Genomic DNA, 14102 nt, shown 5'->3' with positions numbered 1-14102 from the left:
AGCTCTCGTGCAGCCCATCAGAAATCGGAGATTTCTGAGGACGAGAAAAAGGTGGAAGCGAAAAGGTGAAACTCGAGGCGGCCTACGCCGTCGCTTCGATGTCGGCGAGATCGCGTGCGAGCGCCTCGGCGATCGAGACGTCCGCGTCCTCGACGAACCGCGCGAGTTCGTCGCCGTCGGCGTCCTCGACGACGATCGTCGGGATCAGTTCGATCCCGTACTCCTCGACGCCGGGGCCCTCCTTGCCGTCCGGTCCCTTCGTCACGGGGAACGACTCGATCCGGTCGTCGGGGACCTCCGCGGCGGCGAGTGCGGCCCCGAACGCCGGAAGCTGTCGCTGACAGTCCCCACACCAGTCGCCGCCCCACACCTTGTATCGGTAGTCTCCGGCGAGCGCGTCGAGGACGGCCTGATCGATCGAGTCCGGGTCGAACGACGGGTCGGGCGAGAGCGTTTCGAGCGTCATACTCCCGTCTTGGACGGCAAGGGTAATGAACGGCGCGGCGGCGGCGAGGACGGCCGTCCCCGACGCCCCGCGGGCCTTGCCGGAGTCCGTCGGACATTTGAGTCGGCGGCGTCTCCCCTGGATCGATGGACGACGACATCCTGGAGGGGCTCGGATCGCCGCTGGTCCGGGTCGACTCGCCGCCGGGGACGACGGTCGCCGCGAAGGTCGAGTCGCGCAATCCGGGCGGGTCCGCGAAGGACCGCCCGGCGCTGTACATGATAGAGGCCGCGGAGCGCGACGGCGAACTCGATCCGGGGGACGGGATCGTCGAACCCACCTCGGGGAACACGGGCATCGGCATGGCGATGGTCGGCGCGGTGAAGGGATACGACGTGACGCTCGTGATCCCCGAGGGGAAGTCGGTCGAGCGCCGTCGGCTCGCGAGGGCGTACGGCGCGACCGTCGAACTGGTCAACGGCGACATCTCCGACGCGAAGTCGCGCGCGGACGAGCTCGAACGCGAGGAGGGGATGGTCCAGCTCCGTCAGTTCGAGAACCCGTCGAACCCGCGGGCCCACTACGAGACGACCGGACCGGAGGTGCTCGAACAGGTCGGCGACCGGACCGTCGACGCGCTCGTCGCCGGCGTCGGCACGGGCGGGACGCTGTCCGGCACCGGCCGCCGACTCCGTGAGGCGTTCCCCGACGTGCGGATCGACGCCGTCGAGCCCGCCGGCAGCGCCGTCCTCTCGGGCGAGGACGTCACCGGCGACGAGTTTCAGGGAATGGGTCCCGGCTTCGTCGCGGAGAATCTCGACCACGAACTCATCGACGACGTCCACGTGGTCGACCTCGAGGAGGCCGAGGCGGAGTGTCGCCGGCTGGCGCGCGAGGAGGGGATCCTCGTCGGTCAGTCCTCCGGCGGGTCGAACCTCGCCGCGAAGGCGGTCGCCGAGGAACTCCGCGGCTCGGGCGAGTACGTCGGCGAGGAGCCGCTCGTGGTCACCGTCTTCTGGGACAGCGGCGAGCGATATCTCACGGCCGGGACGTTCGACTGACCGGGAAGATCGGCAGGGCCCTTTCGGCAGTCGATCCGGCGGTCGGCTTTTGGTTCCTCCAGCCGAGTCGGGAGTATGGACGAACGGGAGATAATGGACCGGAACGGGGCTGTCGAGGCGCTCTTTACCGCCCCCGAGAGCGGCGCACCGCCGGACCGTAGGGAGACGATCGAGGTCGTCGACGGCGGGATAGCCGGCGACCGCTACCGACGTGGGTCGGGCCACTTCCAACTCGACGCCTGTGCGGTCACGGTCGTCGCCGCCGAGGCGATCGACGCGGTCCGCGAGGAGACCGGGATCGACGTCTCCGACGGCCGCCACCGACGGAACGTCGTCGTCCGCGGCTTCGGGACGGGAATGGACGACCTCCTCGACGCGAGCGTCCGCGTCGGCGACGCGCTCCTCCGGCCGACCCGACGGCGGCCGCCGTGTGCGCACGTCGAGGCCGTCGCCGGCGAGGCGGGACTCGCGACCGCGCTGCGGAACCGCGGCGGGCTCTGCTGTGACGTGCTCGAATCGGGAGCGGTCGCCGTCGACGACGCGGTCGCGATCGAACGCGCGGATCCGAGACGGGCGGGGGAAGCGATCGTGGAGCGGTTGCGGGACCGCTCGACTGACTCGGGTGTGTGAACTCATCGCATAGCCGCTTCGCCCTTTACCTGGTTGAGGCCCGACTGGAGGCCATGAAACGCACGCGACGATCGACCGTCGGATCCCTCACAACCCTCGGGATCGCCGGACTCGCCGGCTGTCTCGACGAAGGGATCGTCGGTTCCGTCCGGGAAGGAGGTAGGGTGGAAGAGGATGGCGGAACGGGAGAAGCCGGCTCGACGAGCGGCACGGAGGAGTCGACGGACCGGAACGACGACTCGACCGCCGGCAACGCCCCGCCGACCGCGGACGGGTCCCGGCACCTGGCGTACGGGCTCGAACACCTCCGCGAGGAGTCGCTAAGCGGGGGCGTCGGAGTCGACGGGATCCCGTCGATCGACCACCCCTCGTTCGCGCCGATCCGCGAGACGTCGCTCGTCGACGACATCCCCGTGTTCGGCGTCGTTCGCGACGGCGAGGCGAAGGCGTACCCGCAGTACGTGCTCGTCTACCACGAGATCGTCAACGACACGGTCGGCGGCGACCCGGTCGCGGTGACGTACTGTCCGTTGACCGGCACCGCGCAGGGGTTCGAGCGCGGTGGGACGACGTTCGGCGTCTCCGGTCAGCTGGTCAACTCGAACCTGGTCATGTACGATCGGGAGACGGAGAGTTGGTGGCCGCAGATGCTCGCGGCGGGCATCGACGGTCCGCTGCGCGGCGAGACGCTCCGGGAGTTCCGCGTCGTCTGGACGACCCTCGGCGAGTGGCGCGAGGCGTACCCGGACTCGCGGCTTCTGACCGACGACACCGGCCACGCGCGTCGATACGAAAGCGATCCGTACGGGCTCTACGCGCCACTCGGCGGCTACTACGCGACCGACGAGACGATGTTTCCCGCGCTCGCGACCCCCGCGGACGGCCACGCGAAGTCCGTCGTGATCGGGGCACGGACCGCCGACGGTGCGGTCGCGTTCGACAAGGAGACGCTGCTCGCGGAGCGAGTCCTCACCGGGCGCTTCGGCGGGGACGACGGCCGAGCAGTCGCCGTCGCCGATCCGGCACTCTCGACGGGGTACGTGTATCGGAACCCCGAGGACGCGACCGTGGAGCCGGACGGGAACGGGTATCGGGTCGAGGGGCGCCAGGAAGCCTTCAACGCCGACGGCCTGCCGCTCGATCGAGTGCTCGCGTTCGACGCGATGTGGTTCGCGTGGGCCGGGTTCTACCCGGAGACGGGGTTCGCCGGCGAACACACCGAGGCCGGGTATGGCCGCTGAGACCGCCTCGCCGGTCCGGAACCCGATCACGTGGGTTTCCGGGCTCGTCCGGCGGACCGCCTTTGCCGTCCGCGTCTCGCTCTCACGTCGCGATGGGCGGGCGCTTTTCGCCGTCGTCGCGTCGGCCTACCTCGTGCTCTACAGCGTGGGAATCGGACATCTCGGACGACGCGGCGGCGCGACCGCTCGAGACGTGACGGACGGCTCGGGTCCCGTCGTCGACGCGTTCGTCGTGAGCGACCCGGTCGTGACCGCGACCCGTCGGGTCGCGCCGTTCCAGTACGAACCGATCGCGCTGTTCACGCTCGGCCCGGTCGAGTACCTGTTCTCCCCCGCCAACGCCGCGATCGGTCTCGGGCTCGCGGGACTCGTCGGTCTGACCCTCGCGGTCTCGCTCGTCGCCTGGCGTGGGCCGTCGGCGTGCCGGATCGGAGCCGGTGCGGGCGCGGCCGCCGGACTCCCCGGCCTCGTCTCAGGATTCGTCTGTTGTGGACCGACGATACTCCTCGTGATCGGGGTCCAGGCGTCGGCGGGACTGCTCGCGGTCCTTCAGTGGTTTCTCCCGCTGGCGGTGGCGAGCCTCCTCGTCACGCTGTTGTGGGTCGGAAGCCGTGTCGACCCCGAAACGATCCGATAGGCGACGGTCGGTTCGGCCAGTAGGCGACGGTCGGTTCGGCCGGTAGACGACGGTTGGTTCGGCCGGTAGACGACGGTTTATTACCGGGTCTCGGTACGACCAACGTAGAGCGTGAACCGTACACTCGAACCGTCGGACCGACGCCTCCGTGACCGCGATCGACCGATGGATCGGCGAGGACGACTGAACGGACGGAGCCGTACGGATCGACGGAACAGGGCGGACCGAGGGCGGTGGTCGACGTGAACTGGCGGTACCGTCACACGGTCCTGACGCTGTGTATGCTCGCCTTCTTCGTGACGTACTTCGCTCGGCTGGCGATCAGTCCGGTGGTCCCGTTCATCACCGCGGACTTCGCCGTCTCGAACACCGCGGTCGGAGTGGCGCTCTCGGGGATGTGGCTCGCGTACGGCGTCTCGCAGTTCCCGAGCGGGATCCTGGCCGACCGATACGGCGAACGACGGGTGATCCTCGTCGCGGTCGGCGGAACGACGGCCGCGAGCCTTCTGCTCGCGTTCGCGCCGGTGTTCCCCGCGTTCGTCCTGATCGCGTTCCTCCTCGGACTCGTCGCCGGGCTCCACTACGCGGTGGCGACGACGCTGCTCTCGCGGACGTTCGACGACCTCGGCACCGCCGTCGGACTCCACTCGATCGGCGGCCCGCTGGCGGGACTCGTCGCCCCGGTCGCCGCCGCGTGGGTCGGCGTCCGGTACGGCTGGCGGCCGGGCGTGGCGCTCGCGGCGCTCGTCGGGGTCCCGATATTCGCGCTGTTCGCGTGGCGGATCCGTCCCACCGAGCCGCGTCGCCCCGACCAGCCGATGCGCGATCGGCTGCGGCTCGGGCCGCTCGTCGAGCTCCTCTCGCGTCCGAGCGTCCTCCTCCCGCTCGCGATCGCGACGATAGGTACCTACGTCGCACAGGGGGTCATCTCGTTTCTCCCGACGTTCCTCGTCGACTTCCGTGGCTACTCGCCGTCGTTCGCGGGCGGCGTCTTCTCCGCGTTCTTCGTCGTCCGCGCGGGCGCACAGATCGGGATCGGCCGGCTCTCCGATCGGATCGGCCGCGACGCCGTGATCGGGGGGGCGATGCTCTCGGGCGCGCTCGGGCTCGCCGGCGTCGTCGTCCTCCCCGGTCTCGTCGGACTCGCGGTCGCGGTACTCCTCGCCGGCGTCGGCTCCAGCTTCTTTTCGGCCATCGATCCGCGGTTCATGGACGCGATGAGCGAGACCGAGCGCGGCGCCGGCTTCGGGCTCGTCCGGACCGTCTACACCGTCATCGGCTCGGCCGGCTCGGTCGGAGCCGGCCTCATCGCCGACCTGTTCGGCTGGGGCGTCTCCTTCGCCGTCCTCGCCGGCCTCTTCGGCGTCGCGTTCCTCGTGATCGCGGGCAACGCGGCGCTCGGGACCGGGTACTGAGGCTCTGCCCGTGCGGCGCCCCGACTACTCCTCCGGGAAGATGCTCTCCGGGATGTACGCCGAGACGGTCCAGTTCGGCGCGTCCACCACCTCGCTCACCTTCAGGTCCATCGCGGCCGAACAGAGGATGTACGCCTCCCCGCGGGTGAGCCCGCGGTTCTCCGCCAGGTGGTCGATCATGTGTCGGGTCGCCTTCTTCGTCGCCTCCATCAGGTCGTCGCTGATCCCGGTCGTGCCGTACATCGGCTCGTCGCGGCCGGTCGGCGTGAACGGGCCGGTCGTCTCGAACTGCGGCTGTTCGATCGACATGTCCTTCCGGACGGAGAGGCGGGCGGTAACGAACATCGGCGCCTCGATCCCGGTGACGCACACCTCGCCGTCCCCCTGCGCGGCGTGACAGTCCGCCGTCGAGAAGAGCCCGCCGGCGACCTCGACGGGGAGGTACACCGTCGACCCCGCAGTCATGTGTTTCACGTCCATGTTCCCGCCCACGGACCGCGGCGGGAGCGTGTCGTGTTCGCCGTCCTCGCCCGGCGCGAGCCCGATCACGCCCGGGAAGGGATCGAGCGGTACCTCGATCCCGTTCACGAAGTGGCCCACGTCGCCCTGGAGGTCCCAGACGTGGACGTCGGCGTCGGGGAAGTCCTCCGGCAGCAGACCGAGCCCCATTTCGCCCGGCATGAACCCGGTGTATCCCCAACCCTTGTGCTGGAAGTCGAGGAGGTCGACCTGGATGGTGTCGCCCGGCTCCGCGCCCTCGACGGCGACGGGGCCGGTGAGGGGGTGAACCGGGTCGAAGCTCACGTTCGCGAAGTCCTCGGCGGTCGACTCCGTGTCGAGCTGGCGGTCGACCGCGTCCCGGCACTCGAACCTGACCACGTCGCCGTCGTCCACCGTCAGGACCGGGTCGAGCGAGTTATCCCAAGCGCGGTGGACGTTCCGCTCCGCGTCGGAGAGGTGGTGATCGACCGTGTACTCGCGTTTGTCGCTTCCGCCGTCTGCCCGTAGTCCGTCGCTCCCGCCGTCGCCACCGTCCGTGCGTGTCATACACTGTCGAATGATCGTCGACTGACTTAAAATCGACCGACTTCGTAGGCCTCGAACGCCCCTGCACCCCGTACGTCTCTCCGGTCGACGGCGGGGTCACCGCAAGGTACGTGTTCCCGGCGCTCCCCCCTCCGACGTGTACGACTACCACGTCCACTCGACGTACTCGGACGGGTCGTTCCTCGAAGCGATGGTCGGGGCGGCCGAGGCGGCCGGACTGGACGGGGTCGGGATCGCCGACCACTGCTCCGTGATCCCCGGCGAGAGCGCGGAACGGCGGAAGCGACTCCTCGGGTTCAACCTCGATGCGACCTACGAGCGACGGCGGGAGGCGATCGAGGTCGTCCGCGAGCGCGCCGACGTCGCCATCTTCGACGCGGTCGAGATGGATCATCACCCCGATCACGAGGCGGCGATCGAGGCGTTCCTCGCCGAGGCCGGCTTCGACTACGCGGTCGGCAGCGTCCACGACCTAGAGGGCGTCAACGTCCACGCGCGGTCGTACTTCTCGGAGCGCTCGGAGGCGGAGCGTCGCGGTCTGGTCGACCGCTACTTCGAGAAGCTGGTCGCGCTGATCGACTCCGAGCTGTTCGCGATCGCCGCGCATCCGGACCTGATCGAGCGGAACCCGCACCTCCGCGGGTTCGCGACGAGCGAGCACTACGAGCGGGCCGCGGCGGCGTTCGAGCGGTCGCGGACGGTCCCGGAGATCAACGCCGGCCGGCTGCTCGACGACTACGGCGAGTTCCACCCCGCGCCGACGTTCCTCGACGCGCTCGTCGATCACGGCGTGGAAGTGACCGTCGGAACTGACAGCCACGAGCCGGCCGAGATCGAGCCGCGGGCGGCCGGGATACGCGAGGAACTCGCGGAACGCGGGCTCGAGTCGGTCGAGATCGATGTCCCGACGCCGGGGACGCGGCCGGACTGACTTCGCTACCGCTCAGTCGAACGCCGGAAATCGGAGATTTCCGAGCCCGACGAAGCTATGCTTCGTCGAACAGCGCGAATCGGAGATTTTCGAACCCGACGAAGCTACGCTTCGTCGAACAACTCCTCGCCCTCGACCATGTGTTCCTCGACGGCGTCCATGTCGAGGGTGACGCCGAGACCGGGCTCCTCGGGTACCTCGATGTAGCCGTCCTCGATGACCTCCTCCTCGACGAGGTCGCTCCACCAGCCGAGCTCGTAGGAGTGGTACTCGACGGCCAGCGAGTTCGGGATGGACGCCCCGACGTGGGCGGCCGCCATCGTCGCGACCGGGGAGGCGACGTTGTGCATCGCGACCGGCACGTAGTACTGGTTCGCCACGTCCGCGATCTTCCGCGTCTCGCGCATCCCGCCGACCTTGGGCAGGTCGGGCGCGACGATGTCGACCGCCTGGTTCTCGATCAGCCGGCGAAGTTCTGTGACGCGGTACCGGTTCTCGCCCACCGCGATCGGCGTGGTCGTGTTCTTCGTGACCTCCTCTTGAACCTCCAGGTTCTCCGGCGGCACGGGGTCCTCGAGCCACCAGACGTCGTACTCCTCGATGGCGTCCGCCAGCCGCTTCGCGGAGCCGCCCGAGAACGTCCAGTGACAGTCGAAGGAGACGTCGGCTTTGTCCTTCACGCGTTCCGTGACTTGCTCGACGATCTCCGCCTTGTGGCGGATCTCGCCGGGACGGAGGTGGCGGTTCGCGCGGTCCTTCTCGAGACCCGACGGAACGTCGAGGTCGAACTTGAGCGCGTCGTAGCCGAGCTCGTCGACGACGCGTTCGGCCTCGTCGGCACACGCCTCGGGGTCGGCCTCCTCCTCGGTGTGACAGTCGCAGTAGACGCGCATCCGGTCGCGGTACTTCCCGCCGAGCAGCTGGTAGGCGGGCACCTCGAGGACCTTGCCCGCGAGGTCGTGGAGCGCGACTTCGATCCCCGAGATGGCGGTGACGGTGACGCCCTCGACGGAGCCCTCGCCCGACATCTTCTGGATCAGGTGTTCGTACAGCCGGTCGATGTCGAGCGGGTTCTCGCCGACGACGAACGGCTTCATCCGCTCGATCAGCTCGGGAACGCCCGCGCCCCAGTACGCCTCGCCGGTGCCGACCACGCCCGCGTCGGTGTAGACGCGCACGAGCGTCCACGGGAAGTTGCCGTCGACCATCGTCGTCTGGACGTCCGTGATCTCGAGGTCGCGGCCGCCGCCGCGTGACCGGGTTGCGTCCATCGTCTCGGCGGAGAGCTCACGCATCGTGTACTCCGCGTTCGGGTCGTGAAGCGACTCGTAGTTCCTGCTCATATCGAGACGTTAATTCGGATCACAGTAAGCGTTTATGCTCGGATCCGATGCGAGCGTTTTCCTTGACCCCCCTCGAACGGGGTGGCATGGTCGAAGTAACCGATTCGCTCACCTGTCTGTTCACCGCCGAACTGGAGACCGACGACGAGGACCGATACGTGATCTCGGTGCCGAAACGCGAGATCGAACACGAGTCCGTGGCCGTCGGCGGGACGTACCGGGTCGCGATGATCGATCGCGACGGCCGGGAAGCGGACGATGAGACTCGAACGCGGACTTCGAAGGGATCGAGCGGTCCCGCTCGATCCACCGACGGAAACGCCGGGTCCGGCACGGGTCACGCCGCCTCCGGGCCACCCGTCGAGGAGGGAGAGGTCCGCGAGGTAACCATCGAGACGCTCGGCGACAAGGGCGACGGCATCGCCAAGATCGAGCGTGGCTACGTCGTCATCGTCCCCGACGCGGAGCTCGGCGACGAGGTCACCGTGGAGATCACGAGCGTCCGCGAGAACGTCTCGTTCGCGTCCGTCCTCGCGGAGTAACCGGCCTCGTCGGCGGAGATGACGACACGCTAGGAGAACAGCCGACGGAGGTGATCGCGAGAGAAGAACGACGACGGCCGGTCCATGTGGACGCCGATCTCGCCCGAGAGCGCCCGTAGACCGAGGTGTTGGACCGGCTCGGGAAGCGAGTAACACGCCCGGACGAGCTTCCCGAGCCGGATCTCGGTCGCCAGCTCCTCGCGCCAGCCCGCCTCGTAGTCGGCGAGCGTCGACGGATCGGTCGGATCGATCCGCCGGACGGCGACGTCCGACGCGGTCATCCCGTAGAGGATCCCGCCCCCGGTGAACGGCTTCGTCTGGGCCGCGGCGTCGCCGATCAGGAAGACCCGATCGGTCGTCACGGAGTCGGGCGGCCCGATCGGGATCGCCCCCGAACAGAAGTCCTCGGTGTCGACCTCGTAGGCGTCGGTCAACCGATCGAACCGCGCCGACACGTCTTCGCCGGGCGGCGCGGCGAGCCCGTACTCGACGCCGGCGTCGCCGCGCGGGATCCGCCACGCGAAGAAGCGTGGTGCGGTGAGGTGGACGTCGACGTAGTCGCGGTCGTCCGGCTCGGGATCGAACGCGAGCACGCCATGGAGGATCTCGTCGGGCTCGTCGATCCCGACCTCGCGGCGGACGCGCGAGGTGGGCCCGTCACAGCCCGCGACCATCCGCGCCTCGACCGTCTCGGTTCCGCCGCCGGCGACGCTGACCTCGACGACGACGCGGTCCGCGCGCTCCTCGAGTCCGGTGACGGTGTGGCCCTCCCGGACGTCCGCGCCCGCGTCGCGAGCGCACTCGGCGAGCGCGCGATCGAGCCCGACGCGATCGATGACGTTCGAGACTGCCTCTCGCTTGTAGAACCGATACGGCCGCGATCCCGGGCCGCCGACGTGGAAGCGCGCGCCGGAGATCCGGTTCTGGAACAGGTCGTTGCGCGCGTCCTCGGGGACGTACTTCCAGATATCGGTCGAGACGTGCCCGGAACAGGCCAGCGGCTCGCCGACCTCGCCCTTCTCGAAGGCGACCACGTCGTACCCGTTCTCGGCCGCCCGACGGGCGAACCGCGACCCGGGGGGGCCCGCACCGACGACGACGAAGTCGTGCATGTCCGTGGAGACGGCACCCGCGTATTTAAGAGATCTCAGGCGTCACCGACCACGCGTCGCGGCCGACGCTCCCGCGGCCCGCCCGCTCTCGACCGGTCGATCGCCGCCGAGGGACGCGAGCCGATTCAGCGCGTGGACGGTCCGAAGCATCTCGTCCGCCCGCCCGCGTCCGTAGACCAGTTCGTCGCCTCCGCGGACGTGAGCGAGGACGTCCGTGGACGCGTGCTCGGGCGCGGCCGCGATACCCGCCCGATTCTCGGCCGCCCACTCCATGACCCGCAGGTCCGACTTGCTGTCGCCCATCACGAACACGAACGGGTCCTCGACGTCGAGCACGTCGAGCGCCGCCTCCACGCCGGCCGCCTTGTTCAACTCCAGCGAGCCGATCTCGGCCGCGTCACCCTCGTAATACCCGACGTCGATCCCGTCGAAAAGCGCCCGGACCGCATCGGGGATCGACTCGACGCCGACGCTCGGATGGGCGTCGTTCGCCGCCAACACTTCGCGTATCTCCGGGTCGGCCGCCGCATAGTGAGCGCGCGCCCACGTCGATCCGTCTCCGACGGACTCGCTACCTTGCCCGCGGTCGCCGTCCTGGCCGCGGTCGCTCGTCTCGACCACGACCGTCCCGAGGAGGTCGATCAGGTGGACGACCGCGTCGTCGATCACGCGCTCGGCAGCCTCGCTGCCGGTCTCGAAGTTCGGCTTCAGGGTGACGTTGAACTCGTTTCCCTGGAGATGACACCCCCGACCCACGTTTCGCGGGGCCGCCGGCAACACGCGCGACCGCACTTCGTCGAAGGCCGTTCGAACGTCCTCGTCGAGGTCCTCGTAGAGCAACTGCTTCGTGCGCGAGCCGTGACCGGGCGTGAACACGCCGTTTCCGGACTCGTAGACGATGGACAACGTGCCGGAGTGAACGAGCTCGTTTCCGAGCCCCTGGATCGTGAACCCCTTGACGTTCTCGAGCGTTTGTCCGGTACAGACGACGATCGGGACGCCGGACCCGTGGAGCTTTCCCAGCATGTGGAGCGTCTCGCGGGGGATCTCGTTGTCCGTCCCGCCCGCGGATCGCAGCGTCTCGTCGACGTCGAGCACGAGCGCGTTGACTGCGCGACCGTACCGATTCAGGAGGTCGAGCGCCGTGAACGCGGTCTCGCGGTCGGCGTACGACGCCACCTCCGCGAACACCTCCCCGTGCGGCATCGAGTCGACGATCGCCGTCCGTCGCCGCGTCAACTCCTCGCTCGCGTCCTCCCAGTGGTCGAGTGCGACGCGGGAATCGACCGGCGGGAACAGGTCGACGAACGACTGTTGCTCCCGGAGCGCCGTGGCGTCGAACTCGTCGTACAGCCGATAGAGGAGGTCGTACCGCTTCATGTTCCACTCACGACGCTCGACCCGCTAAGGACGTTCGATCGGTGGCCGACGTCGGCCGGCGCTCGACCGACGTCGACCGAGTCGATCACTCGCGGTCCGCGAGCCACTCGAACGCCGTGTCGAGATCGGTCTCGGGCGGCGAGCAGACGAACCCCTCACAGACGTAGACGGTCGGTTCGTCGCCCTCGGCGTCGCATCCCTTCCAGACCGGGGGCGCGTCCTCGAGACCCAGTCGGTCGAGCCACTCGTCGAGCCCGTCCTCCGTCGGCGGCCGACGCGCGACGATCGCGCCCGGAAGGTATCGATCGCCGAGCGTTTGCCGCCACTCGGCGGGCGTCTCGTCCGCCGCGATCGTCACCTCGATCCCGCCGCTCGCGACGCGCTCGGCCGCGCGGACCAGAGACACGTGCTCGAGCGGGCTCGCGCGGATCCGGTCGGCGTGGGTCCCCACGACCGTCTCGGCGATCGACCGGAACCGATCGTCGGTTCGGAACCCGTCGAGGACCGCGAGCGTCTCCGCGGCGATCCCCAGGCTCGACGGGGTCGAGCGGTCCGTGAACTCCTGTGGTCGGGCGAAGAGCGTTCCGTCGCCCGCCGCCTCATCGGGGTTCGTGTCGGGGTCGCGGGTGAAGTAGATCGTCCCCGCGTCCGGGTCGTAGAAGTCGTCGACGAGCGCCTCGGCCAGATCCAGCGCGAACGCGAGCGCGTCGACGTCCCCCGTGGTCGAATACACGTCGAACGCGCCGCGCGCGAGGAACGCGTAGTCGTCGAGGTATCCCGGCCCGGCCACGTCGCCGTCGAGCCACCGCCGATCGAGTCGATCCGTCTCGGCGTCGTACAGGTGCTCCCGACAGAACTCGAGCGCGTCCGCGGCCAGATCGGCGTACGACTCGCCGAGCACGGTTCCCGCGGCCGCGAACGCCGAGATCGCTCGACCGTTCCACGACGCCAACACCTTCTCGTCTCGGGCAGTCCGAGGTCTCTCCTCGCGGGCCTCGAAGAGGGCGGTCCGGGACTCGAGGAGGACCTCCTCGATCCCCGCCTCGGACCGATCGTACTCGTCGGCTAGCTCCGCAACCGAGGTCGCGAGCGTCGGGACCGTCGTCCCGCGCTCGAAGTTCCCGCCGGGTTCGATCCCGTATCGTGACCGAGCGATCGACGCCGCGGGCTCCTCGAGGACGGCGTCGACCTCCTCGGGCGTCCACGCGTAGAACGCCCCCTCGATCCGTTCGGAGGAACCCTCAGGGTCGTCTCCGCCCCGGGTCGCGGGCGGGGGACTCCGCGCGTCGAGGGTGCTGAAGAACCCGCCGTCAGGATGGCGAAGCTCGCGTTCGAGAAACGTCAACGATTCGGCAGCCACGCGGTCGTATCCGGCGTCGCCGGTGAGCCGGGAGGCGTCCAGGTAGACCATCGGCAGCTCGGCGTTGTCGTACAGCATCTTCTCGAAGTGGGGGATCGTCCACTCGCGGTCGACCGCGTAGCGGTGGAAGCCGCCACCGATCTGGTCGTACATCCCGCCTCTGGCCATTCCGTCGAGGGTTCGCGTGGCCGCCCGCAGGAGTTCCTCCCGACCGCTCCGCGCGGCCGCCCGCAACAGGAGGTCCACCCGACCCGGCATCGGGAACTTCGGACCGCTCGCGCCGAATCCGCCGTGTTCCTCGTCGACGCTCCGCATCGCGGTCGTGGCCGCCTCGTCGAGGAGTCCCGAACCGGGCGGGTCGGTGTCCTCGGACCTTCCGTCGGGCTCCGGGACGGACTCGAGCTCGTCGCGTGCGCTCGAGGTCCACTGCTCGGCGCGACGTTCCATCTCCGTGCGCTGTTCGGGATCGCTCCAGGAGTCGGCGATCCGCCGACACAACCCCGGGAAGGAGGGATGGTTCCCGCGCGGCTCCGGCGGGAAGTACGTCCCGACGTAGAAGGGCTTTCCGTCCGGCGTACACCACGCCGAGAGCGGCCAGCCCCCGCCACCCGTGACGAGCTGTGAGACCGTCATGAACGTGCTGTCGACGTCGGGACGCTCCTCGCGGTCGACCTTGATCGGGACGAACGACTCGTTGAGCAGCGCCGCGGTCTCCTCGTCGGCGAAGCTCTCCTCCTCCATGACGTGACACCAGTGACACGCGGAGTAGCCGATGGAGACGAACACCGGCACGTCGTGCTCGCGGGCGCGCTCGAACGCCTCCTCGCCCCACGGCTGCCAGTTAACCGGGTTGTCGGCGTGCTGTTGGAGGTACGGGCTCGCCTCGTCGGCGAGCCGGTTTCGGTCGGTCGGCTGTGACATGGGCCGGGTTGGCCCGCGTGTCGGAAAAACCCCGCTA

13 protein-coding genes are annotated in these 14102 nt (G+C 69.2%); 7 read left to right on the top strand and 6 right to left on the bottom strand.

The window, feature by feature from the left end; genetic code table 11:
• Positions 1 to 82 precede the first annotated feature (82 nt).
• Positions 83 to 466 (bottom strand): thioredoxin, encoded by a 384-nt coding sequence (locus tag OKW78_RS01350; RefSeq protein ID WP_281193544.1) that lies wholly within the window; start codon positions 464 to 466, stop codon positions 83 to 85.
• Between the two features lie 125 nt (positions 467 to 591).
• Here OKW78_RS01350 and OKW78_RS01345 point away from each other — a divergent pair, with 125 nt between their 5' ends.
• From OKW78_RS01345 to OKW78_RS01325, 5 genes are all read left to right on the top strand, one after another.
• On the top strand, positions 592 to 1506 hold the full coding sequence (locus OKW78_RS01345; protein ID WP_281193543.1) for a PLP-dependent cysteine synthase family protein: 915 nt from the start codon (positions 592 to 594) through the stop codon (positions 1504 to 1506).
• Positions 1507 to 1581: 75 nt separating this feature from the next.
• The gene (locus OKW78_RS01340; protein ID WP_281193542.1) at positions 1582 to 2136 is read left to right on the top strand and encodes an MOSC domain-containing protein; all 555 of its coding nucleotides are present in this window, start codon (positions 1582 to 1584) and stop codon (positions 2134 to 2136) included.
• 53 nt (positions 2137 to 2189) lie between these two features.
• The gene (locus OKW78_RS01335; protein WP_281193541.1) at positions 2190 to 3377 is read left to right on the top strand and encodes a DUF3179 domain-containing protein; all 1188 of its coding nucleotides are present in this window, start codon (positions 2190 to 2192) and stop codon (positions 3375 to 3377) included.
• Positions 3367 to 4014: a hypothetical protein gene (locus OKW78_RS01330; protein ID WP_281193540.1), complete on the top strand. Its 648-nt coding sequence runs from the start codon at positions 3367 to 3369 to the stop codon at positions 4012 to 4014. Before OKW78_RS01335 ends, OKW78_RS01330 begins: the two co-directional genes overlap by 11 nt.
• Before the next feature lie 242 nt (positions 4015 to 4256).
• Positions 4257 to 5429, top strand: coding sequence for an MFS transporter (locus OKW78_RS01325; RefSeq protein ID WP_281194138.1), 1173 nt, complete (start codon positions 4257 to 4259; stop codon positions 5427 to 5429).
• 24 nt (positions 5430 to 5453) lie between these two features.
• On the opposite strand, the gene OKW78_RS01320 is transcribed toward OKW78_RS01325, so the two are convergent.
• Positions 5454 to 6476, bottom strand: a complete 1023-nt coding sequence (locus OKW78_RS01320) for an acetamidase/formamidase family protein (RefSeq protein WP_281193539.1) — start codon at positions 6474 to 6476, stop codon at positions 5454 to 5456.
• Between the two features lie 136 nt (positions 6477 to 6612).
• Here OKW78_RS01320 and OKW78_RS01315 point away from each other — a divergent pair, with 136 nt between their 5' ends.
• A complete protein-coding gene (locus OKW78_RS01315) occupies positions 6613 to 7407 on the top strand; it encodes a PHP domain-containing protein (protein WP_281193538.1) in 795 nt (264 codons plus the stop codon).
• A gap of 104 nt (positions 7408 to 7511) precedes the next feature.
• Here OKW78_RS01315 and OKW78_RS01310 read toward each other — a convergent pair whose 3' ends face one another.
• Entirely contained in the window at positions 7512 to 8750 is a 1239-nt protein-coding gene (locus tag OKW78_RS01310; RefSeq protein WP_281193537.1) for a mandelate racemase/muconate lactonizing enzyme family protein, read from the bottom strand.
• A gap of 86 nt (positions 8751 to 8836) precedes the next feature.
• Here OKW78_RS01310 and OKW78_RS01305 point away from each other — a divergent pair, with 86 nt between their 5' ends.
• Positions 8837 to 9292, top strand: a complete 456-nt coding sequence (locus tag OKW78_RS01305) for a TRAM domain-containing protein (RefSeq protein ID WP_281193536.1) — start codon at positions 8837 to 8839, stop codon at positions 9290 to 9292.
• A 29-nt stretch (positions 9293 to 9321) separates the two neighbouring features.
• Here OKW78_RS01305 and OKW78_RS01300 read toward each other — a convergent pair whose 3' ends face one another.
• From OKW78_RS01300 to OKW78_RS01290, 3 genes are all read right to left on the bottom strand, one after another.
• The gene (locus OKW78_RS01300) at positions 9322 to 10404 is read right to left on the bottom strand and encodes a geranylgeranyl reductase family protein (RefSeq protein WP_281193535.1); all 1083 of its coding nucleotides are present in this window, start codon (positions 10402 to 10404) and stop codon (positions 9322 to 9324) included.
• A 42-nt stretch (positions 10405 to 10446) separates the two neighbouring features.
• Complete coding sequence (locus OKW78_RS01295) at positions 10447 to 11784, bottom strand: HAD family hydrolase (protein ID WP_281193534.1); 1338 nt, start codon at positions 11782 to 11784, stop codon at positions 10447 to 10449.
• Positions 11785 to 11869: 85 nt separating this feature from the next.
• Positions 11870 to 14065 (bottom strand): thioredoxin domain-containing protein, encoded by a 2196-nt coding sequence (locus tag OKW78_RS01290; protein ID WP_281193533.1) that lies wholly within the window; start codon positions 14063 to 14065, stop codon positions 11870 to 11872.
• Between the last annotated feature and the right edge of the window lie 37 nt (positions 14066 to 14102).

Source organism: Halorubrum sp. F4, from assembly GCF_027257195.1.
In the GTDB taxonomy this organism is placed as follows: domain Archaea; phylum Halobacteriota; class Halobacteria; order Halobacteriales; family Haloferacaceae; genus Halorubrum.
The sequence above is the reverse complement of the archived record's forward strand: the minus strand, read 5'-3'. Positions and strand labels throughout refer to the sequence as shown.